Genomic DNA, 23960 nt, shown 5'->3' with positions numbered 1-23960 from the left:
TCTGAAGTCTTGGTCGGTCTACCATTAAAATCAGACCTATAATGGGATTGAAATTGAGTCATACTTTTACCATGAGTCATACTTCTACTATATTAAAATCAGACCTATAATGGGATTGAAATTAGTCCAAAGGAGTTCATTTGCTCTTTTATCTTCATTAAAATCAGACCTATAATGGGATTGAAATCGGAAAATGCTTGTTACTGATGTTCCTTTCAGGAAGATTAAAATCAGACCTATAATGGGATTGAAATCCTAAGAATATTGAGGGTTCTACTGCTTTAACTGTATTAAAATCAGACCTATAATGGGATTGAAATTTTAAAAGACAATGGTTTTCTTGTAGATACTGTATTAAAATCAGACCTATAATGGGATTGAAATGTCCAGTTATTAATCATAGGGATATTGGTAATTTTAATTAAAATCAGACCTATAATGGGATTGAAATACATATGAATATGATTATTGTATTGGATTTCTTAAAATTAAAATCAGACCTATAATGGGATTGAAATTAGATATCAACTCAATTCCTTTCAATTAATAAATCAATTAAAATCAGACCTATAATGAGATTGAAATGTATTCGGCGTTGTTGATTATTTCTGTTGGTGTTAGATTAAAATCAGACCTATAATGGGATTGAAATTTGATATAGAAATCACATCTGCCACTTGTATTCATTAAAATCAGACCTATAATGGGATTGAAATTTATTATTTGTAGTTGATGTACCTAAACTATCCGAATTAAAATCAGACCTATAATGGGATTGAAATTAGTGCTTGAACTGGCAGTAGGGAGAGTCTGCATTAAAATCAGACCTATAATGGGATTGAAATTATCCTACACACTACAAAATATGATGAACTACATAAATTAAAATCAGACCTATAATGGGATTGAAATCCAGTTATGATCTACATTCATACTATGGTCAGGGATTAAAATCAGACCTATAATGGGATTGAAATACACATAATCAATTTATTAGAAAGATTAGTAGTAAATTAAAATCAGACCTATAATGGGATTGAAATCTTGTATTCAGTAATTCGACATTTCCACTACTGGTTATTAAAATCAGACCTATAATGGGATTGAAATTCACACAGAAATATACTTCGCGTTCAATATAATCTGATTAAAATCAGACCTATAATGGGATTGAAATCAACCCAGTATTGTACAATTTTCACTAATATCTATATTAAAATCAGACCTATAATGGGATTGAAATCTTGGAGTAAGATATTCGTGTTTGCAAATACCACATTAAAATCAGACCTATAATGGGATTGAAATAAGGAATTAGAGGTGATTTTAAATGACAAACTTAATTAAAATCAGACCTATAATGGGATTGAAATTAGTTATAATCGGAGGAGGTTAATTAGTGTTTTTAGTATTAAAATCAGACCTATAATGGGATTGAAATTACCTCGATTTCAGATTCATCAACAACATACCACTAATTAAAATCAGACCTGTAATGGGATTGAAATAAGCAAGTGTATGCTAATCAATCATTGGATTATGGATTAAAATCAGGCTTATAACCGGATTGAATATTTGTGAATGTGTAATAATCACGATATGTGCCATTATTAAAATCCGCCTCATAATAAGATTGAAAATATGTTTAAAAAGCATCAAGAAAGTGCAATGTACCATTAAATCATATACTGATAATTGATTAAATTTGAAATGTTTTTTTAAATATATATAAATAATGTTGATGCAATATTGTTATATATGTGTGATGAAATCGACTGACCAATAGCCAAAAAGATGTAATTATTCATGGCAAAGGAACTCTTCTTGTTGAAGCGGGTCCAGGTTCTGGAAAAACAACTGTAATCGTGAAAAGGATTGAAGACCTGATTGAAAAAGGAGTAGATCCAAAGTCATTTCTTGTCATTACCTTCACGACAAAGGCGGCAGACAATCTCATAAATAAGCTGCGAAAAAAGCTTTCGAACAGCATTGTTCAAAAGATGCAGATTTCCACAATACATTCATTCTGTCTGGAATACCTGAAATCAAAAGACCAGTCAGTAACTCTCATAGATGATGATGCCTCTGAGAGGAAAAGATTATTCATTCAGAAATTCAAGAAAGATTTTGGCTTTGTTGGCGAATCCACGGTTTTTGATTATCATATTCCATCCATCTTAAAGAGGTTCAGTGAATATACTTGCTACAAGGTTGACCCAATTAATTTAGCAAAAAAAATTGCTGATTCAAGGGAAATCACACAGGATTACTTGGATTTCATAGATTCCTTGGATTATTTTTCCAAAAAGCGAATTGACGATCATGACAAGCCGATTAAAAAAGAAATTAAAAAAGGTAATTCTGACTATGAGAAACGTGACCTTTACTCCAAGTCATGGTATAATGCAAGATACCTTCAGATTGCAAAGGCATATCCGAAGTATAGGGAATATCTGGATAGATATGATTATGTTGATTATGATACGTTGCAATTGAAAACGTTGAATGAATTGAAAAAAGACACAGATATTAAGTATAATACCATTTTTATCGATGAGTTTCAGGATACTGACCCACTGCAGTTCAGGATTTTTGAAATCTTAAGGAAAAACTGTGATTATTTTACTGCAGTGGGAGATGTCGACCAGCATATCTATGCATTCAGAAGCTCCTTCAATGATTTTTTCGATGAGATGATCAGATTGGACAATCCGGATGTGGTCAGTTTGGATGTCAATCACCGCTCTACAGAAAATATCGTTGGGCTGACAGAGGAGTTCATAAGGCCTCAAAGGAAGGCCACATCAAATAAAAGCATGCGAAGCAAAGAAAAGGACTACAATAATCTCAATTTTTTAATTGAGAACACGGACAGCCAAGAGGAAGCGGACAACATATATGAAATAATTAATACATTGATGCGCGATAACATGATACGAGATTATTCGGATGTTGCAATATTGTATAGGAAGCATAGCGATGAAACGATAGCGAATTTGATTGATAAATTCAATTGCGATGATGATATTGACTTTTCCGTTGTGGGAAGGTTTGATTTGCCCGAACAGGATGAAGTCAAATCTATCATGACTTTATTGTGGTATATATCCCGTAGGACTGATTTAGGATATATTCCATCAAAAGCTGAATTAAATGAGTTGAACCTTAAGGCATTTTGCGGAGAATACTTTGAACCATTATTTTGGTCACTCGATGATTCAACCAAATGTTATCTGAATGGGGTGGCGGATTCGTTCAATAGTGAAGTCATAAAAATTGAGAATGAGATTAGGGAAATTCGTGGCGACAGCAAGGTCAGTGCTGCTCACAGGGTTAAAGACAATGAGGACCAGGATACTCTCATTGAAATTTTCAGAAACATTCAGATGCCTGTCGTAGACCTAGATAAAATCGAAAATGAAAAAGATAAGGAATTCTTCCAATATCTACATGGTTTGCGGAATGACATAATGTCAGAAAATCCCCTACCATTTTGGAAGTATTTTATGATTTGATTGCATTGGGTGACTTGTTCATCGATCCTGAAAGGAATTATAAGAAAATAGCCAATCTTGCAATGCTTACTCAATCGATATCCAATTACGAGTCATTCATTTCAGAAACTGATGTCAGGGAAGCATGGTTCTTTTTAAGCAGTGTAATCGAAAAATATGATTCATATCATGAAAACGGCAAAGGCGTTCAGATGATGACAATCCATGCAGCAAAGGGCCTTGAGTTTCCGGTAACCATAATAACCTCACTTAAAAAGGACAGTTTTCCAATGATAAACAAGGATCCGGAACGCAAAGAAGACAGAATATGGCCTGATGATACTTATTACACTCCAAACGAATGCTTGGAATATAAGACAATTCTAAAAGAAGAAAACGGCGAATTGGTGCATAAGACCATTTCTATTGAAGAGGAAAACCGGTTGAATGAAGAGGAGAAGGACAGGGTGCTTTATGTCGCAATGACAAGGGCGGCAGACTTATTGATCTTATCCACAGTAGGGGAAACCCCCGAACAAATCGAAAGGGTCAGGAAACATACTTCAAAATTTGATTTCAATGCTTTGAAAGATGTCACAATTGAAGAGCATTATGGAAATCAAGATTCAGATAAGCTTGTCATGAACTATTCCAAATACACCCAATACCTATCATGCCCATTCAAATATGATTTGGGCTATAACTTGGGCTTTGTCCGAACTGGCCAGAAATATGCAAATCGAGGAACTGTCTTTCACGAAATCATGGAAACTGTCAACCTGAAGCTTAAGGAAAATCAGGAAATAAGCATTCCTGAGTTAACAGATATTGTCCATGATGCTTATAAATCAATGTTTGACATTGAAGAAAGCCCTGAAGATTATGAGGAGTTCAAAGATAATGTAATCAATTATTATGAAACCTATTCAAAGCATATGAAAGTTCTGGAAGCCGAACTTGATTTTGAAATCGATATGGGGGACTACATATTCAATGGGGCAATTGACTTGATTTATCAAGTAGGAGAAAACGAAATTGTCATTCTGGATTATAAATATGCGCAATATGATGATGAACATATCGATGCATATACCAAGCAACTGCACCTTTATGCCGCAGCATTGAATGAATTGCCTGAATTTAGTGAATATAATGTTAAAAAAGCCGTTACTTATTTCGTCTTGGGGGATTATCAGCATGTTGTTGATATTACTGATGAAAAAAATAATAAGGAATTAGAATGTTTAAATAAAGTAGCCAAAAAAATTAAACAATGCACCAAATTTCCAAAACGATTTAATTCCTGTAAAAATTGTTCATATAGAATGTTTTGTAGTATATAAAATTTAATTTCAATTTAGTGTATTGATTATTAAATATAGTACATTATAAAAACAATAAAATCTAATATTATTATATAATTTTCTTTAGGAGGATTTTTATAAAATTAAATTTAATGAAAAGAAGATTCTAGTTAATTTTTATTCAACTTTTTTCATAATTAAGGAGGAATTAAATGGATTTAAATGACTTGGTTATCGGAAAGGGATATAACAAATCGGAGATTATGGATGCATTCAAATTTTCTGATTTTCATGGTATTTCATATTCTAAAGAAACTAATACATTAATACTTATTTTCAACCATAATTTAATGTATGATGATTCTTGGGAAGGGGATGTTCTTTATTTTACTGGAACGGGTAGATTTGGGCATCAACAACTTAATGGGACTAATAATAGAATATTATATGAATCAGATACTAATGGTGTAAATATTCATTTATTTGAAGTTTTTGAAGAGGGAGTGTACACATACCAAGGAGAAGTTGAGTTAGCTGGAGATCCATATAAAGATATTCAACCTGATGCTAATGGTATTAAGAGAGAAGTATGGATGTTTCCATTAACTAAAAAATAATCAGTGAATCTATAGGGATGCACTCTATCACTTTTCTGTTTAAAAAAATATTTATTGAATCGTAAATAAAATATCAAATAATATATTTAGGATGTTATCAACATGGAAGAAATAATGAATTTTCAAATTAGAAATTTTGGTCCTATAAAAGAGGCTGATATTGATATTGGAAAAATTAATATTATTGGAGGTCATAATGCAACTGGAAAATCATCAGCTAGTAAATTATTATATTGTTTTTTAAAAGCTAGTTGTAATAAAAGACAAGATTTTGCTTATGAATCCTTAAGTAATTCAATTTCTGTAATTTTGAGTAGAATAAAAGATGATGTGAGATTAAATCGTAGAACTAGAGATATGGATTTTACAGAATTATTAGAAGAGTTTGAACATTCAAAAGATGAATATTATTCTTCTGAAAAATATACTTATAATAAATTCTTAGAAAGAGATATTAATAATATTGATAATTCTATTGAAGAAATTCAAGAAAATGGGGATTCTTTATATTTATCAATTTTAAGAAGTTTATTAAGAATTGAATTTTTAAATAATACTATCAACGGCCAAATTTCTTTTGATGAAGATTCATTTAATTTATCATCTTTATTTACACCTCCTCAAGAGAATATAAGTAACAAAATTATCAAACCTAAATTTTATCAAGAGATATATGATGTCTTTTATGTTGATTCATTTTCCATATTTGATTTAAATCGTGCCCCACATTCATTTAGATTGAGACGTAATGGATATTATAGTCATGTTGATTATTTAAATTTAATGTTGAGAGATAGCGAAGATCAATCTGTAGAAATGTTTGATGATACATGGAACGAGAATATTATTCTTGTTGAAGAAAAAATTAATAATATTATTAATGGAAAAATTGAATTTAATCGTGGATTTAGGTATGTTTCTAAAGATTCTGAGCCATATCCAATGCAAAATACTGCATCAGGTATTAAACAGATTGGGATTATACAATTATTATTATCTAATCGGAAATTAAAAGAGGATAGCTTTATAATTATTGATGAACCTGAAGTTAATTTACATCCTGAATGGCAATTTAAATTTGCTGAAATTTTATTGTTATTAGTTAAAGAATTAAATATATCTATTTATATAAACACTCATAGTCCAATGTTTATTGAAGCTATTGAAGTATTTTCTAATTATTATGGTTTAAAAGATGATACTTATTACTATTTAACAAAATTTAAAGATTCAGGTTATGAATTTAAATATATTGATGTTAATAATTTATATGAACTTTATGATGAGTTATCTAAACCATATATGTCTCTAGAAAAATATAGAAGAAAATCTAAAAATAATGATAATTCAAATTAGGTGGTAGTATGGATCCATTAACTGATGAATGTTTTTTAAAGTTTCTTAAAAGTTTTGAAAAAAAATCTTTTGTTGATGAAGAAGGGCATACACATCAATTTTATGATTCATTAACTGAACTTTCTCGTTCAGATTCCCCACCTTATGATTCATTAATCAATGATTCTCAAAAAATGTATGGATTAGATTGGATGGTTAAAGCTTCTTCTAAATGGAGGGATTTATCCAAACAGTGTCAAAGAAACTCAAAAAGATGTAAACATAGATTTCCTAAATCTGTAGATGCATTATTTTGTAAAAAATCCCAAACAGGAAATTTAGAATTACATATTATTGAATTTAAGTTTATTCCAGATGAATCTAATAAAATTAAATTAGAAAATTTATTTGAAGAGATAATAGAAAAAAGTAATAAATACTCTATTAAAAAATCTAAAAATCCAGATTCTAAAGAAAAAAGATGTTTTAGCGATGATTTTGTAGAAAATTTTAAAGTAGTTAGGAAGTATTATTTTGATAAACTTGAAAATAGTTTACAATTAAAACCTTATGAAGCAATTTTTATAGCATTGCCGGGTTTATATGAAGATTACTGTAAAGAAAAAAATTATGTTAAAAAAGATATTAGAAAATATTTATCTGAAATGGAAAAATATTATTGGGTATGTATAAGTAGTGGGACTCAAAATGAAGATAATCTTCATAAACAAGCACAATATTATGAAAAATATTATAAAAGAATGGAGCCTGAGATATTTATAGAAGCAAGGGCTAGGACAAAAAAGGAGTTTGAAGATAATTTAATTAATGATATTTTAGTTTAAAACTAACTAATTAATTATTTACCACAACATTTTTATACTATGAAGTAAATAAATTATATTGCTTACAACCATCAACTGTAAAGCACTTTTACCAGAGGTGTAACTTTGAACCAGACTATCACATTAGAAGATTTTATAGACAATTTAATATTAGATAACATTAGACATGTTGCTGTTGAATGTAGAGGATATAATTCCCTATATAAATCAAGGAATCATGTATAATTTTTTTAAGGAAAGTATAAAGGACATAGCATTGATATTTTTATTGATCGTTTTGACTCATGGATTGTTTTTCATGTGCTACGGCTATTGCATGAGCGGAAACCCGTTCATCGCTTTAGGGAACTTCTATGAAATAATGTATAATATAAGACTGTAGGTGATGCTATGAATAAGATACTGATTTTTTCAATAATTGCACTGACATTGGTTGTCTGCTCTGTATTTGTCGTTACCAATCCCAATATAGTGGAGGACTATCCTTCCCATTATGGTGACGGCGAGGTGTTTGCACCAAAGAAAGGAAACTTTGATTTCGGAACATTCAGCATACATTGCGTGAATGCCGATAACTTCACATCAAGGCCGATTACAAAAGGGTATACCCAGTTCGTTGATGATACAGGCGAAATCACAATCAATGTCATAGAGTTGGACAAGATGATCAACTATAAGAAGTGGAAAATAACTTCCTTCCTGAACAATGAGCTTAAAAAGCCGTCATGGACGGTCGATGGCATTCTCATCCATCAGATTGACTTCACATCCGGCAAGCCGCTCTATTCAGCATACCAGAAGAATTCGACCACAAACACTATAGTTTACCTTTCAACTCCGAACGAGCAGGAAACTGCAGACATAATGAATTCATTTAAATTCAAGGAGGAATGATCATGGATTTTGAAATAAGGTGCAACACCAGATTCTCATGGTCATACATATATATGGCAGACCGAAGGAAACGTGAGATTTGGGCGGATTCCTGCGAAAAGCTGAAAAGCAAGGTTTGGGGAAGAGACCTTCCCTGGGACGATGATAAAGTCCCCGAAACCAAGCCTACAAACATCAGAAGCACATATATTGGTGCAATCTCTCATGAAGGCAGTCCGGCATCTTTCAGGCTGCCTTGGTGCAAGAGCAATTACAAGAGATATTGAGGAGATGAAAAACATGCCTGCAACCGTCACAAACGATCATTTAAGAAAGGAATTTGACAACTTCGAAAAGAACGAGGAATTGGGAAACCTGCTGGAGGAGCTTAAGTACTCGACCCTGATAGTGCCGATGGACAGTGAAAGGGGAGGGTGCGCAATGATAAGGATGGAAGGAAAATCCTTCATTCCACTTTTCACAGACGTCCATGAATATAATAAGGGGTCATTCGGCGAAAATTATTCGCCCGAATTCTTCGAGTTCAACTTTTATCTGGAGCTCATAAAGGAGGGAGTTTATGGATACATCATCAATGTGGAATCCGAACGCTTTCCGATTACAAAAGAGCTTCTGGACTTCATGGATACCGATTACAGGTTTGACCTAGACTACCAGCCGTTCACCCTAAAGGAAATCAGGAGAATCTACGATTCCATAGATAATGCAGAACTGAATGAATTCCTTTTGGATGAAGCCAAAAGATGGGATTTCGATGGGATGATGGATTTGCTTTTCAAATCTGATATCCTGATAGTGGTGGCGTCAAGGGGCAATTTGGACGATTTTCAGGAGGAGGGGGTTATTTCCCTCCATAATGTAAGGGAAAAAATGTTTTATAGAACAAGGGACAATTATGCTGTCCTCTTTTCATCTCCCGAAACGATAAATCTCAGCTTAAGGAATTGCCACCTGTATTCCAGCTTGGTCAATCTGGGCGTTTTCATCGATTTTGCCTTGAAGAATGATCTTGCAGGAATCATTGTGGATGGTGACATTGCCATATCAAGGGAATTTCTGATGAATTTCATGAAGGGCTTCAACTCTCCAAGCGTTGACAAGTATGATGATTATGCATTTTTGATATGAGAATGAATGGAATGTATGTATTGCAAATGAAAGATTCCATCAATTAGCGAATTTGACGATTTCATTAAATGCAAATCTAATTTGTTAGTTTAAGAAAATTAACAGTTTGTTTCTTGATGGGGTCTGTTTAGGTATTGTGTAGGTGTTAGAATGGTCATTAATAAATATTTAACTAAAAATCTTGATTGTTTTCTAGATTTGTCAGTTACTCTAAAAAGATATCGTGACAGATTTGTATCAGAGCTCATTAACTCTTCGCTTTTGATTGCTCATGATGAGAACATTATTCCGATAACTTTGATATTGGACAGTGAGAAATACGGATTTATTTTTACTGATGTTGAAGAATTCAAAAAGGCTTTTCCCGATGCAAGCTCATCTTCATTGGACTTTGAGTTTTCTACATTGAAAGAAATTCTTAATGATTTCAAAATGGATGGCTTCATTTTGAATGTTTCCACTCAAAATATTTATCTGACAAAGAAGTTCATAAATAATTTAAATGATTTGCCATCAAATATTCTAGATTGCAGTGATGCATATTCCGCTGAAGAACTTCAATCATTGAAAGATTCATTGAATAATGGAAAAGTTGAGGATTTTATCAAAAATTCAGGAAATTTCATTCAATTGCTTAAAATCATATCTTCAAATCCACTTTTTGGCTTAATGGTTTGCGATAATGATATGAGTATCATTGAATGTGATGGAGTGATCGATACATTTGGATTAACAGACAAATATGATTTTTATAATCAAAATCAACATGTTGCATTATTTACTGATGAAAGCAGATTGAAAAATGTCAAAACAGATAAGTTCAAGTATTTGTCATTGGTTGATTTGTCGGTTGTTGCACATTACTCTATAAAACATGAATTAGGGGGAATCGCTATAAATCCCTGCGATGAAAATTATATGATTCCAACAGAAATTCTTGTTGAACATTGGCCCTTAATCAATAGGATGTGCTATAATAAAAGGTTAATCTCAGGAAAACGTTATTTATTCACGTTTGATTAAATATACCTATTCTTGAAGTAATTTGCATAATTCATATGTTGATTATGCTTATATAATTATTTTCTCATAATATTTGAGATGCAGACTATTTTGATTGTGAAAAGTAGTGATATATGACTTCAGTGTAAATTGGGATATTATTTAAAATAAAAAAATAATAATATAATATATACATTTTTATGGTGAAAACGTGCTTCAAAAACCTAATATTAAGTATCCATTCTTTGCATATGGTATTTTCAAGCCAGGACAGATTGCATATTCGAGAATTGAAAAGTATGTCAAATATGTGTCTCAAGAAGACATCAAACATCGGTTGTTTTTAAGAGATGGAATTCCTTTTATAAGTAGAGATTCAGATGAAACTTTCAATACTTCAGGTTTTCTAATAGAATTCAGGGAAGATTTCTTATATGATGCATATGATGTCATCTGTGAGGTTGAATCTGAAAAATTATATTATTGGAAAGAAATCCTCGTTTGTGGTAAGCCTGCAAATGTTCTAATTGGAAGAAAACCATCAAGATCACGGCCCATTCCAATAGGAAAGAATTTTGATGGAAGTGCAGATCCTTATTTTAATGAAGCAATTGAGGTTATTAGTGATGAAATAAAAGAATATAAGAAAATCATGAAAGAAAGTTATAAGGAATTTGATGAAATTAAATGTTTTTTCAAGCTCCAAAGGAATTATATTTTACTATGGGCTGCTATTGAAAGATATACTGGTTTAAAATATGGAAACGGTTCTAAATCATCGAATAATGAAAAATTTTCTGAAGAATGTATTTTCCAAGAAAGTTTGAAAAAACATATTGGAGAAAAGGAAAGAAGAAAAATCTATAGGACCGATACTTTAGATAAGATTGAACTGGATTCAAGTTCTCCAAAGGATTCAATTGATTATTACTATACAATCAGATGCAATATTGTTCATAGGGGAAAGACTCCTTTTAACAAGGGAGGAATAGTATTAAAATCATTAGAGGAATTATTAGCTATTTTTCAGGATGTTCTGGATGATACTTTTAAATAATCTGGTATTATTATGATTATGGGGAAATTTGCAAGACATCAAATGGCAAGATATTATTTAAATAATTTTAAATATTTTTAACAACAACATATTATCATGTCATCAATAAACACCACAAATTATAATTTTATAAAAAAATTTAGGCCAGAACTATATAAACTTGCAGTAAAAATGGAAGAAGATTTGTTGATTACTCCAGTTTCCATGCTGGCGTATTCTACAAGATTTTTAGAGTATATTTTATATGATATTGCAAAATTAAATGATTATGAAGTTGATAAAGATATTGGATTTGTAAAAAATATATACGATTTAATTCAACAAGGTTTCATTGAGTTTGATTTTGGCGATTTATTAATTAAAGCATATTATTATAGAAATTCATCTATTCACAATATTAATATCACAAAATCCCTAAAAGATGATAAAAAAACTGCTTTTGAGTTGAATAGGAGACTTTTTGATATTGCAGATTATTATTATAAAATCATTACCAAAGACTATGAAAAGCATTTGTATATTGAGCCTAAAAAGATTGATAAATGTCCAAAAGAGTTCATTTCAACAATTATAAAACAAGAAAAAACTTTTGATAAATGCATTATATGCGATGAATCAACAGTTCGCACTAAATCCAATTTCTGCACTGACTGCGATAATCTTTTGAATTATAGGGAAGTATTAACAAAAATCATCTCTGAAAAAGGAACTAATGCTCTTTTAAGAAAAGAGGATTTTGATTATGCATTTAAAAACCAATTGATTAAAGATTTGACAAGTAAGAATATTCTGGAAGAATTTGGGAATAACATAAATATTGTTAATGGGGAATTGGACAAGTATTTCAAATTAACTGATGAATTCATGGAAGTTGATAAGTTTTTATCTGATTTTGTTAACGGTTATATTGAAGACCCATTGAATTCCAGGTTTTATCTTTCCAGTGAATATCCCTATAATAATGTTTCCAATAGAATTGATGAGTATTATGTTGGGAAAGTTGTAAATATTATGGAAAATGGATTTTCACATCAATATGCTCTTGAACAGATGGGCGTCTTAGAGTTTAATTTAGAAAGTTGGTATGAAAACAAAAAATCTGAATTTATTGATGGAAATAAAGATAAGTTATTCATCAAGTATAATGAATTATTAATCAAAGATTCGTTTAGAAAGATTGAAAAACATGATTTGAAAATTCTTGATGATGAAAAAATTGATTTTTGGTCACAATATTTCACAGGATTTTCCGAGAAGTTATCAAAAAAATTAATAAAACAGAAATTAAAACAGTTTGTTGAGATTTTTAAAAAAAATTATACTAAAGAAGAGGCATTAAATCAAGTAAAACTTAGTGAAGAAGAGTTTAATGATGCAATATTGATTCACAAAGTTTTGGCCGACAAATATTTTGAAGAAATTGAAAAAAGAGAAGCTATTTTATTGAATCATATTAAAGAGGACAGCTTAGATGAATCGCTTGAAAAAGCAAAGCTTGAAATTGAAGATTTCAGAAAAACTCAATTGTTAACCGAAATTTTGCAGCAGAGATACCTGAATTATAGATTGGAATCATTAAGCACACACGAAATATGCGGAATATTAACAATTGATGCCCATGAAGTTGATTCATGGCTAGAAGATGATTCATTTAAAAATAGATATGCTAAAGTTCGTTTGGAACTATTCAAAAGTGCTGCGGAAAATTATAAGACTAAATCTGAAATATTGAATGAATTAGAATTATCCGAAGATGAACTTAATTGTTATATCGATTGCGGAAGATCCGGTGATGTGCGATTCATGGAATATTATGACTACTTTGAAAATGTTTATTATGACAATAAATTCAAAACATTTTTAGTGCAATTCAGAATTGAAAAAAATGTGAATATGGCTTTGAAAAATGCGGAATTATCACAGAATGAATTGGATGATTATTTAGGAACACATGATAAGTTTAAAGAGGAATTTCTTAATTTAAGAATATATTATATTGTTGATTATCTTATTAAAAAAGGTAAAATTAATCCAAAATTTTTAAAGAAAATGGGCATGGCTAAAAAGGATTATAAAAATATTGAGAAACGTGTAACTGAGGAACTAATTAATAAGCAAGTTGAATTAATGACAGATGCAACCTTAAGTAATGAAATTCTTTATAAAGCGGCATCAGATGTAAATTGTGAGATTGATGTTGCATTTGAATTCGTTTATAAAGGTTCTTTAGGTGATGAAAAATTCATGCAACTAGCGGAGGCTTATTGGTCACATGTACTCTCATATATTAATGGTGCAAATCAGAATTTAAAGTCAGGTGATCCAATAACTGCATTAAAGAAAAATATTAATCCGATTTTACTCGGAAAATATGATTTTGATTATTGGATTAGATGGGGGTTAATTGATAAAGATAGCAATTATTTATCTGTTGAGGATATTTTAGAGATTATTAAAAGATTTGATAATGCTAAAAAACAGGATATTTAATAAATTAAATATTGAATTTAATAATTTAGGGAGTATAAATCATGACACACTTAATAATTGAAATAAATGATTTTATTTCAATAAATAAGTTGATATCAAATTAAATAGATGGAGGGTAACTCATGAATGAAAATTTGACTCTAGAAATCAAATATTTTGGAAAAATTCATTATGCCAAATTAGAACTCAATAAAATAAATGTAATTGGCGGAATTAATTCAAGTGGTAAATCAACAGCAAGCAAATTATTATACTGTTTTTTAAAGGCAAATTCTTTAAAAAGACTGGATTATGTAAAAGAGGAAGCAATACCATTAATGAACACCATTATTAATATTGTTGCCAACCCTCAACCTTATGGCAACCATGGATTGTCTGGTGCATATTCTATTGATGATGATTTTTTAGAAATTTTAGATGCATATAAAAAAGCTAAAAAAGAATATAAAAAGATCAAACACTTATTTGCAATTGATTTTGTTTTTGATCAAAAGATTAAACGTGCGGATGGCTTGATTAGAATAGTTCTCGATGAATATAATGATTATAGCGTTCCAATCTTTAAATTAATTTGGGAAAACGAATCCTTATCAAGTTTCAAAGGAATTTCAAATCTTTATGGTGATTTCTTTAGATGTTCTATAATAAATGGTGAAGATCATTATTATAAAGAACTGAGATATAATTATGAGCAATATATGGATGATGAGTTTGAGAAGTTCAATGATTCTGAGGGTTATTATTCATCTCATGGAAATTTTAGTTTTTTGACAGACGTGTTTTATTTAGATTCATTTTCAATTTTTGACATGAAATTTCAAGATCCCCGATACATGGAGCATATACAGTATCTAACTGATAACTTAAGGAATACTGATGACGAAGTAGTTAAAAATATCGAATCTGTTCAAGAAAAAATAAATAGTATTATTAGTGGGCAGTTTAATAGTGCAAATAATGAGTTTTCGTTTGTCCCAGAGAAGGGGTATTCCATTCTAAAAGTTTCAGAGGGAGGTGATGAAAATACAATCCCCAAATCAATCTCTACCGAGAATACTTCTTCTGGAATTAAACAGATTGGAGTCATTCAGCTATTATTGGCAAATCATAAATTAAAACCAGGTACTTTTTTAGTCATCGATGAGCCTGAAGTTAATTTACATCCTGAATGGCAGTTTAAATTTGCCGAAATTTTAGTTTTGCTTGCAAAGGAATTGGATGTTATCGTTTATCTTAATTCACACAGTCCAATGTTCATCGAATCTATTGATGCATTTTCCGAATATTATGATTTTGGGGACTCCATTAATTTTTATTTAACTCATGAATCAAATGTTAAAGGGGAATACAGTTTTAAAAGAGTTAAAAATGATGAATTATACAGAATTTATGATAATTTGGGAAGACCATATGACCTAATTGACCAATTAAGACTTAAAAAACATATGGGTGATTTAAATGGAAGTTTTAACCAATAAGGAATTCAAAAATTTCATTAAAAGCCATGGAAAATTTTATAAAAATATTACCGAGATATCAAAGAGTGATTTTGATGAACCTTTAATAGTTAATGACTTTAAGATGTATTCACTTGATGAGATGTGTTGGGATTGTGAATTATTAAAAGAAAATACTCCCAAAACTACTGATGCATTATGGTTTAAGGAAAGTCTTGATGGTAAATTAACATTATATATAATTGAGTTTAAATTCCATAATTTTAATGATCCTAATGCCCGTGACATGTTAGAAATCATGGCAAATGATGTTAATGATTCTAATCTTGAATATAAGTATAAATGTTTGTCTGAAAAATTTAAAAAGAATTTACGCAAAATTAAGAATTATTACGGTGATGAGGTTGAATTTAGTTTGATTTTAAAACCTATCGAATCATTAACTATGGTTATTCCTGCTTTATATGAACAGTACTGTATTGATTATAATCTTCCACAAAAGGATATTAAAACCTTTTTAGATAATGTTGAAAAGAAATTGATTGTTTTTATTAGTCATTATGATGATAAAAAGAAACATAATAGTTCCAAACAAAGAGTTCAAACAATGGATGTGGGCATAGAAAATAATTATCGGAGATTGGAACGTGGAAATATTATAGATTATCATAAAATTTATCCAAGCTTTAAATTCAGTTATTTTTTAAGCTATGAAAGGTTGATTTAGGTGTAATAATGAGCATATCAATTTTTGCAGATAGTTTAAAGCACTATCTAAAAGAACAAAATGAGGTTCAAAAAATTTTTAATAGCCAAACATTGGAATTTGATAAATTAAATTCTGATATTCCATTCAAATCAATTAATTATTATTATACAATACGTTCTAATGGGGTTCATAGAGGGAAAAATGTTAGTGATGTTGATGAGAAAAGGCTTAGAACAGAATTAGATTTGTTAAATATTTCTCAATGTGTTTTATATGATACATAAAGAATGAAATTTATTGTTATAACTCTAATAAAGATAGAAAATAGTATAGATTAACATATTCGAAAAGTATTTATGAGTAATATTTTTAAAATTTATTATTTAAGGGAATAAAATGATGTCTAATAAAAAAATTTTACAGAATCAAATTAACGCAAAATTAGACTTATTATTAGATGATTTTGACGGACAATATGATTTAATTGATTTTGAAAAGGAAATGTACATACCCATTGTATATGAATTAAAAAGTTTAGATTCTATAAATTTAAACCATAATTCTGATGATTTTTTCAGAATTTCATTTGATGATGATTCAAATTGCATCAAGACAACTATTTCCAAAGATGACTTTAACGAAAGATATCATAAATTAAATGATAGTCGTCAGCATTATCTTAAAAAGAATGGATTTTCTAATATTTATTTGGTATATGGTTTACTTGAATTTGATAGTTTTTTAGCTCCATGCATTTTGATTCCAATATTCATTGAAAAATGTCAAGAGGAATATAGGATATTTAGAAATCATAATCAGGAAATCCAATTTAATGGGATTCTTAAATTTATTTCAGATGAAGAGAATGTTCATTTGCCTATGTTTGATGGCAATATTTCAGATTTTATTAATTTATTAAAAAATTCAGACAACATTAATTATTATAATGACGCATATATTGGAAACTTCGATTTGAAATTTCAATGTCTTTTATATGATTTAAATATTGATAATTGGTGTTCAATTCAAGAAAAGTATGAATTATTTGAAAAAGGAAAGGACATATTTACTTTTAATGAAAAAAACATATTTGACGATGCTTTAGAAACAAATGCAAAAAGGTTGGAAATTGAAGATGATATATTTCATTTAAAATCATTACTTTCATTAAATAACAGTATTTTAATAATTTCGGACGATGAAATTGCCGATGAAATTGTAAATTCTTTCCGAAATGATGATTTAGAATCATTGATCTTAAGATTATCAGAAAATATGTCGGAAAACAATTTCTATGAAGATATTTTAAATAGTGAAAAAGATAAAAATGAGGATATAATAAAATTAGACAATATTGTTAAAAAGTATGATGATAGCTCAAAAATATTACATTTAATCAATACAAATTATTCTAATTTTGAAATTAATCCGAAAGAAATTAAAATGCGAAAGGATCACTTTGCCCAGATAATCGATGATTTGAATTTGGATAATTTCGTTTTTGAAATAGGGGATGTAAACAAATATAATGAAGAATTTTGTAAAGAAATGGAAGAACAAATTAGAGAAATATCCACAATAGATGAAAATATTTTTAATTTGCAAAATTACTTTTCATTGGAATATTTGGATTCAGAAGAATTTAATAAGTTAGTTAGAATATCAAATTCTCTTGAAAGGCACATCATTTATTTTAAAAAGTTAAATAAAAAACTAAATGAAGATTATAAAATCAAGATATTTGAAGAATTATTTTCAGTAAATAAATTGATTAATGTTTCAATTTTGGATAAAAATCCCATATTGATAGAGGATAATGATTTTGATTTATTGAATGAATATCTGGAAAATAGGGGTAATATAAATAATATCCAAAAAAATGATTTGAGTATATATTTTGAATCTGATGAAGATATAATAGAATCTATTGATATAAATCTTAAATATACGGAATTAATTAAGGAGAGAATCATTTCTTTCGATTCAGTGGAATTAATTTTGGATGATTATGATTTGGTTGTAGATATATCCAATTATATCTACAGTATTTCAAATTATATTCTAAAGGAAATATTGGATATAATAAATTTTTATAATAGTTTCGAATTATTAGAAATTGATTCTGATTTATTAAAAGTGGATATGGGTTTTGAGAATATTGAAAGATTGATTAATAGATTCAAAATGGATATTGTGAAATTAGTTGATTTCAAGCAGGATTATACATCATTTAATATTTTAAACAGTGATGTTAAAATGTTCATTAAATTTGTTTATAATAATGAATTCAATAATGATGAAATAGGGCCTATTTTTTGGTATAATATTTATAATTCACTTTTGGATAACTTTTTATGTGATTACAACTATATTGATGAGAATAAAATAATCGATGGATATGAATCTGAATTTGATGAAGTTAAAAGCAAGTTAGTTTATGATAATGAACAATTGTTAATTCAACATATCTATTCAAAATCATTAGAATTAAATAATAGTGAAAAATCAATTAATCAAAAGTCTGAGTTGATTAGAAAGAATAATTTTGAACCAATTAAAATAATGTTAAGCAAATATAAAGACTTCATCACTGCTAATAAAAGAATATTCATTATGGATATGGGTTTGGTTTCTCAATTATTAGATGAATCATATGAAAATCATTTTGATTATGTGATTATTACAAAAGAGTTAAAGTATGATTTAGATAGGCTTTCATTGTCCTTGAGATCAAAAAATAAAATTATTATGGTGTAAATATGGTTAATCATTTTTTTAATAGTAATGATTCATATATAGAGTTGAAAAACAGGATTAATATAATAAAACTAAACAGAATAATTGACAATTCTTCGTTAAATGAAAGTTTTAAGTATGAAATAAAAAATTATTTGTTTTTAGATGTAATGCAATTTAACGAAAATTTGTTAAATGATAATTTGCACTTGGAAAATATTATTACTATTGTAAAAAATACAATCAAAGAGTTTGAAGGTCATTTGCAGGATATTTCAATGTTTAAATATGAAATCAAAATAAGAATTGATGAGTTTTATAAGAATATTGATAAACCCTTGCTTAACAGTTATTTTAATGATTTGCCAAGAAAACATAACGCTTTTTATATAACTCCATATATAGTGAGAAATAACAGAACTGGGGATAGGCTTAGTGAAATTAGTCAGGGAATCTATGAATTTAAAGAGTATGGTTGGCATGTTGATTATTTTACTAGAGAGATAATGAAAGCCGTTTCTTTCATTTCAAATAAAAAAATAAGCAATGATATGGATAATATAGCGTTGGTTTGTCTTCCTAGATCAACTGTAGGCTTTGAATCTACTATTCAACAAAGCATTGACATTATAGAGAATTGGTATAATATGGGAAAAACAGATTTTGAGTATGGATGTTCAAAAAAGATTATTAATTGCAGGGGTATGTTGACTCGTTGGAATACTATTCCCCAATCTAGTATGGGTGCTCATTTAGTAGAAGATGATCATTTAAATTCAATTAAATGTAAAATAGATTCAAAATTAGATTTAAACAACACTTCATTTATTCTGTTAGATGACATTACTACACATGGAACAATTATGAATGCATGCAGAAAATTGTTAACTGATGAAAATATAAAAATAAAAAATATTTATACGTTGGCAATTGGTGGAACAAGGAGTTATTGATATGGAGAAATTTAAGGAAATTATTTTTTTAAAAAATTTGAAAAGGGTTGGAAAAGCTACAATATACGGAAAGTACTGGAACTTATTAATTAATAGCAAGGGATTAGATGACTTAATTTTAAGTTTTTTGAAATTTGAATCTAAATTTACAAATGAAGATTTGCAAAAAGCCAAATATTCAGCAGAAGAACTCTATGATTATGTTATTAATTCAGAAATAGAGGTTATCACAGTTTTTGATGAAAATTATCCAAAACAACTTTTAGATATGGGCAATAAAAGACCACTTATTTTATATGTTAAAGGTGATGTTGAAGTATTAGCAAAACCTAATATTGCAGTGATTGGAACTAGAATGCCTTCAAAATTGAGTCAGGAATTTGAAGAGCAATTAGTAAAATCTATTGTGAATGAATCAAACAGGGTAATTATCAGTGGTTTGGCATTAGGTTGTGATAAAATAGCTCATCAAACTACCATAAATGAAAATAAATTGACAATAGCCATTCTTCCAAGTGGTGTTAATGTTATTAAGCCTGCCAAACACAAAAAATTGGCTGAAGAAATTATTGCTAATGGAGGGTGTCTGATTTCTGAATACGACCCTGATAAAACAGCATATAAAAGTACATATATTGAAAGGGATCAAATTGTTGCTGCATTTAGTGATGCAACATTTGTTGTTGAATGTGGTGTAAAAAGTGGAACAATGCACACAGTTAATGCCGCTAAAAAATTCAATAAGCAAATATTTAGTTATTTGCCAAATGACATGACTAATGGGGCATATGACGGAAATAAATTTATTTTAGAAAATAACTTTAATGCCGTTCCAGTAAAATCAATAGATGAATTTTTAGATGATTTAGAAAATATTAATCAGGATAAACATGTGTCAAAGCAACAAAGTTTAATTTAATTTTAATTATTTAAATTCATGGGATATTCATGAGCATCTCAAATCATAAAAATAAAAGAAAAATAATTGAATTAGTTTGCAAAAAATATATAACAATCACTTCTAAAGGTAAACTAAAGTTTAAATCCCCTCTAAATGATGCAATTGAAGAAGAATATATTTCTGATGATGATGCATTATCTATTTCTCTTGAATTAATGTACTCTATAAGAAATTATGGTTTTAGTGAAACAGATGTTATTGATGAGTTAAATGATTTAATTTTAAAGGTTACTGAATATAATCTGAGTGAAAATGCAAACATAAAAAATAGTGTTTTATTTTTTAAAGATTATTCTTATGAAAATAATCTCCTGTCTGAATATCTTGGAGGTATATTTCCAGATGAGGAGATTAATGTGGAAGATAATAAACCACAAATAAACAAACCTAATGATATTAAAAAATATTTTGACCATTTTTCTCATGAAGATTTATGTTATATTATGGATATGAATCCTGATTTAACTTATGTTAAAGATAAAGTTTTAAAAAAACAAATTGCAGGTGAGTTTTCTAAATATGATTTTGATGTTTTGAGATTAGTTGATGCATCTAGCAGCGATATTAAAAAATATTTAGAAAGTTTAGTTGGAAAATCATCTGGCAATCAACCAAATAATTTGGAGCTTGAAAAAGGAAAACAAAATAAAGAAGATGCAGAACATAGAAAAAAACAAGTTGCAATAAGAAATGTAATGAGTAGTACTATTCAAAAAGAAAATAAACAATTGAACTCTAAAAATGAGAAAAGATTTAAAAAAATAAACTCTAATCTAAATAATAATTCTTTTAATGCAAAAAAAGATGTTGTGAATGAATCAAAAGATATTCTGCCTAATGATATGGGAAAATTAATTTTAAAAGGCATGTCGAAAAAAGAGTTTGAGGAATTGATTCAAAAAATCAGATTATTTAACTATAAAAAGTTACAGTCAATGATTTCACTAAAAACTGAATATTCTCAAATATATCATATCATATCTTCCGAAAATTTAGATAAAATAAATAATGATATTAAAAGATTCAGGTATTATTATGAAAATTTTAACAAAATTGAAGATTCTATTAAAATTATCGGCAAAATTAAACAAAAAGAAGATTTAATTAATAAATTTTATATGAAATTAACTGAAAAATCATTTTCCGATATAAATTCAAGTAATATCATATTTGAGTTTAAAGAGATATATGAAATTGTTTATGCAATAAAAAAATATCCATATTGCCTAAAAGATAAAATAATTGATGAATTTGCTAATTTGGAGTATTTCATTCAAAATTATGAACAGTTACTTGATAATTACGGGTTTAAAACAAGCAATTATATGAAAAAGATGGAATTAATTGTAAAAATCAATTCATTTAATGATAAAAACTTATATGAGATGGCTTCATTAAAAAAGGAATATTCTGAAATTTATCACGAGCTTTCTACTAATTTCAATGAATTTTATTATAATACAGAAGTTTTGGTATTTATAGCTAATTTTGAATGTTGTGTACAAGCAGTTGATTTAATTAATAACATTAGACAAAACGAAAATTTAATAAATAATTTTTGTGCTGAAATAAATTGTGGAGAATTTTTATCAAATTCTATACGAAATAAGTTAATTGTTGAATTTAAGGAATGTTATGATTTTGCGAGTCAAATCTATAGTTTTCCTGAATGGTTTGAATATATTATATTTAATGAATTTAATAATTTTGAACGGTTCATGGGATATTATAATGACTTATTAAATTATCAGAATTATCAAAATACAAGAATATCTAATTTAAATAGTATAGTAAGGATTAATGAGAAGTATATCGAAAATGAAATTGGTAATCATAAAACCTTTTTTAAAGATATCAAAGACAAAAATAAGAAAAAAGCTATTATAACAGATGAAGATAATGTAAAAGTTGTTGCAGGTGCTGGAGCTGGGAAAACTTTTATTATTCAAAAAAAGATTAATTACCTAATTGAAAAGAAGAGAGTTGATCCTAAAAAAATATTATGTTTATGTTATACTGGTAAAGGTGCAAACGATTTAAAAGAAAAAATCAACAATGAAAAAGTGAATATTTTTACTTTTCATGGTTTTTGTCGTGAAGTTAGCCAAAATTGTGATAAATATAGACCAACTGATGACAAGTTATTGGATGATGTAATAAATAATTATATTCGAAAAGTTATAGATGATGATGATAAATTAAATGAGATTTTAGAATATTTTAATTATTATGTTAAAAACCCAATAAAACATGAATTCGACACAATTGAGGAATATAAAGAATTTAAAAGGGGTTTTGAGTTAAAAACTTTACGTAACAAGTATGATTTTTATAATGGTTATCAGAAGCAATCATATAAAGGTGAAGTTGTTAGAAGTTTAGAAGAACTTGTTATAGCTAATTTTTTGTTTATGCATAATATAAATTATATTTATGAAGATACATATGAACATGAATTTTTAACACCAATTATATGTGATTTTATCGGGTCTTATAATTATTTCTGTTTAAACCGTGATTTAAACAAGGATTTTGATGATTTAATTAAATTTAAAAAATTTGAAAAATCTTTAAATTCATACCAACCTGATTTTTATCTTCCGGATAAACAGATATATATTGAGCATTTTGGTGTTGCAAGAAATAATATTGCGTATTGGCTTAAAGGAGATGCTCAAAAAAAGTATACTGAGGATATGAATTTTAAATTAGATTTGCATAAATTATATAATACTAATTTAATTACCACATTCTCTTATTATATGACTGAAGGAAGTTTATTAGATGAGTTAAGAGAATCTCTTTCAGGTTATTTTGAATTGAAAGAGAGAGATAAAAAAGAAATTTTTGATATTATTATAAATAATAACAGATCTGAAGATTTTAAACATTTTAAAATGTTATTAAAATCTTTTATAAATATATTTGAAGCAAAAAATCTACCTAAATCTAAATTAGATGATTTTAAAAAAGAAAAT

At 28.3% G+C, this 23960-nt stretch carries 19 protein-coding genes and 1 CRISPR repeat array; all 19 genes read left to right on the top strand.

Annotated elements, in window-relative coordinates; all coding sequences use genetic code 11:
- Positions 1-23 precede the first annotated feature (23 nt).
- Positions 24-1640: direct repeats of the CRISPR family, unit length 31 nt; unit sequence ATTAAAATCAGACCTATAATGGGATTGAAAT.
- Positions 1641-1775: 135 nt separating this feature from the next.
- On the top strand, positions 1776-3515 hold the full coding sequence (locus tag Q0W26_RS06285) for a UvrD-helicase domain-containing protein (protein ID WP_298523432.1): 1740 nt from the start codon (positions 1776-1778) through the stop codon (positions 3513-3515).
- Positions 3494-4837 (top strand): UrvD/REP family ATP-dependent DNA helicase, encoded by a 1344-nt coding sequence (locus Q0W26_RS06280; RefSeq protein WP_298523431.1) that lies wholly within the window; start codon positions 3494-3496, stop codon positions 4835-4837. The genes Q0W26_RS06285 and Q0W26_RS06280 overlap by 22 nt, the downstream gene beginning before the upstream one ends.
- 173 nt (positions 4838-5010) lie before the next feature.
- Positions 5011-5415, top strand: coding sequence for a hypothetical protein (locus tag Q0W26_RS06275; RefSeq protein ID WP_298523430.1), 405 nt, complete (start codon positions 5011-5013; stop codon positions 5413-5415).
- 102 nt (positions 5416-5517) lie between these two features.
- Entirely contained in the window at positions 5518-6771 is a 1254-nt protein-coding gene (locus tag Q0W26_RS06270; RefSeq protein ID WP_298523429.1) for an AAA family ATPase, read from the top strand.
- An 8-nt stretch (positions 6772-6779) separates the two neighbouring features.
- A complete protein-coding gene (locus Q0W26_RS06265) occupies positions 6780-7595 on the top strand; it encodes a hypothetical protein (RefSeq protein ID WP_298523428.1) in 816 nt (271 codons plus the stop codon).
- Between the two features lie 256 nt (positions 7596-7851).
- Positions 7852-7977 carry a hypothetical protein gene (locus Q0W26_RS06260; RefSeq protein WP_298523427.1) on the top strand — a complete coding sequence of 42 codons (126 nt, stop codon included), beginning with the start codon at positions 7852-7854 and terminating at the stop codon, positions 7975-7977.
- 8 nt (positions 7978-7985) lie between these two features.
- Positions 7986-8489 carry a hypothetical protein gene (locus Q0W26_RS06255; protein WP_298523426.1) on the top strand — a complete coding sequence of 168 codons (504 nt, stop codon included), beginning with the start codon at positions 7986-7988 and terminating at the stop codon, positions 8487-8489.
- A 2-nt stretch (positions 8490-8491) separates the two neighbouring features.
- Positions 8492-8755, top strand: coding sequence for a hypothetical protein (locus Q0W26_RS06250; RefSeq protein WP_298523425.1), 264 nt, complete (start codon positions 8492-8494; stop codon positions 8753-8755).
- On the top strand, positions 8694-9617 hold the full coding sequence (locus Q0W26_RS06245; protein WP_298523424.1) for an SseB family protein: 924 nt from the start codon (positions 8694-8696) through the stop codon (positions 9615-9617). The genes Q0W26_RS06250 and Q0W26_RS06245 overlap by 62 nt, the downstream gene beginning before the upstream one ends.
- Before the next feature lie 150 nt (positions 9618-9767).
- Positions 9768-10640 carry an SseB family protein gene (locus Q0W26_RS06240; protein ID WP_298523423.1) on the top strand — a complete coding sequence of 291 codons (873 nt, stop codon included), beginning with the start codon at positions 9768-9770 and terminating at the stop codon, positions 10638-10640.
- Between the two features lie 190 nt (positions 10641-10830).
- Positions 10831-11676, top strand: a complete 846-nt coding sequence (locus tag Q0W26_RS06235; RefSeq protein WP_298523422.1) for a hypothetical protein — start codon at positions 10831-10833, stop codon at positions 11674-11676.
- Positions 11677-11772: 96 nt separating this feature from the next.
- Complete coding sequence (locus tag Q0W26_RS06230; RefSeq protein ID WP_298523421.1) at positions 11773-14166, top strand: hypothetical protein; 2394 nt, start codon at positions 11773-11775, stop codon at positions 14164-14166.
- Positions 14167-14288: 122 nt separating this feature from the next.
- Positions 14289-15644: an AAA family ATPase gene (locus Q0W26_RS06225; protein WP_298523420.1), complete on the top strand. Its 1356-nt coding sequence runs from the start codon at positions 14289-14291 to the stop codon at positions 15642-15644.
- The gene (locus Q0W26_RS06220; protein WP_298523419.1) at positions 15625-16350 is read left to right on the top strand and encodes a hypothetical protein; all 726 of its coding nucleotides are present in this window, start codon (positions 15625-15627) and stop codon (positions 16348-16350) included. Before Q0W26_RS06225 ends, Q0W26_RS06220 begins: the two co-directional genes overlap by 20 nt.
- An 8-nt stretch (positions 16351-16358) precedes the next feature.
- Complete coding sequence (locus Q0W26_RS06215; RefSeq protein ID WP_298523418.1) at positions 16359-16616, top strand: hypothetical protein; 258 nt, start codon at positions 16359-16361, stop codon at positions 16614-16616.
- Positions 16617-16728: 112 nt separating this feature from the next.
- Complete coding sequence (locus Q0W26_RS06210) at positions 16729-19089, top strand: DUF4011 domain-containing protein (protein ID WP_298523417.1); 2361 nt, start codon at positions 16729-16731, stop codon at positions 19087-19089.
- A 2-nt stretch (positions 19090-19091) separates the two neighbouring features.
- On the top strand, positions 19092-20021 hold the full coding sequence (locus Q0W26_RS06205) for a hypothetical protein (RefSeq protein ID WP_298523416.1): 930 nt from the start codon (positions 19092-19094) through the stop codon (positions 20019-20021).
- 1 nt (position 20022) lies between these two features.
- A complete protein-coding gene (locus tag Q0W26_RS06200; protein ID WP_298523415.1) occupies positions 20023-20940 on the top strand; it encodes a DNA-processing protein DprA in 918 nt (305 codons plus the stop codon).
- A gap of 29 nt (positions 20941-20969) precedes the next feature.
- On the top strand, positions 20970-23960 hold a 2991-nt coding region (locus tag Q0W26_RS06195), incomplete at its 3' end, for a UvrD-helicase domain-containing protein (RefSeq protein WP_298523414.1).

Origin of the sequence: uncultured Methanobrevibacter sp. (assembly GCF_947169325.1) — an archaeon.
GTDB lineage: Archaea > Methanobacteriota > Methanobacteria > Methanobacteriales > Methanobacteriaceae > Methanocatella.
The sequence above is the reverse complement of the archived record's forward strand: the minus strand, read 5'-3'. Positions and strand labels throughout refer to the sequence as shown.

Excerpts from the sequence above, each read along its gene's own strand:
- Q0W26_RS06240 (WP_298523423.1), top strand. The coding sequence starts at position 9,768 with ATGGTCATTAATAAATATTTAACTAAAAATCTTGATTGTTTTCTAGAT.
- Q0W26_RS06215 (WP_298523418.1), top strand. The coding sequence starts at position 16,359 with ATGAGCATATCAATTTTTGCAGATAGTTTAAAGCACTATCTAAAAGAA.
- Q0W26_RS06225 (WP_298523420.1), top strand. The coding sequence starts at position 14,289 with ATGAATGAAAATTTGACTCTAGAAATCAAATATTTTGGAAAAATTCAT.
- Q0W26_RS06230 (WP_298523421.1), top strand. The coding sequence starts at position 11,773 with ATGTCATCAATAAACACCACAAATTATAATTTTATAAAAAAATTTAGG.
- Q0W26_RS06250 (WP_298523425.1), top strand. The coding sequence starts at position 8,492 with ATGGATTTTGAAATAAGGTGCAACACCAGATTCTCATGGTCATACATA.
- Q0W26_RS06200 (WP_298523415.1), top strand. The coding sequence starts at position 20,023 with ATGGAGAAATTTAAGGAAATTATTTTTTTAAAAAATTTGAAAAGGGTT.
- Q0W26_RS06275 (WP_298523430.1), top strand. The coding sequence starts at position 5,011 with ATGGATTTAAATGACTTGGTTATCGGAAAGGGATATAACAAATCGGAG.
- Q0W26_RS06210 (WP_298523417.1), top strand. The coding sequence starts at position 16,729 with ATGATGTCTAATAAAAAAATTTTACAGAATCAAATTAACGCAAAATTA.
- Q0W26_RS06270 (WP_298523429.1), top strand. The coding sequence starts at position 5,518 with ATGGAAGAAATAATGAATTTTCAAATTAGAAATTTTGGTCCTATAAAA.
- Q0W26_RS06245 (WP_298523424.1), top strand. The coding sequence starts at position 8,694 with ATGAAGGCAGTCCGGCATCTTTCAGGCTGCCTTGGTGCAAGAGCAATT.
- Q0W26_RS06205 (WP_298523416.1), top strand. The coding sequence starts at position 19,092 with ATGGTTAATCATTTTTTTAATAGTAATGATTCATATATAGAGTTGAAA.
- Q0W26_RS06220 (WP_298523419.1), top strand. The coding sequence starts at position 15,625 with ATGGAAGTTTTAACCAATAAGGAATTCAAAAATTTCATTAAAAGCCAT.
- Q0W26_RS06255 (WP_298523426.1), top strand. The coding sequence starts at position 7,986 with ATGAATAAGATACTGATTTTTTCAATAATTGCACTGACATTGGTTGTC.
- Q0W26_RS06265 (WP_298523428.1), top strand. The coding sequence starts at position 6,780 with ATGGATCCATTAACTGATGAATGTTTTTTAAAGTTTCTTAAAAGTTTT.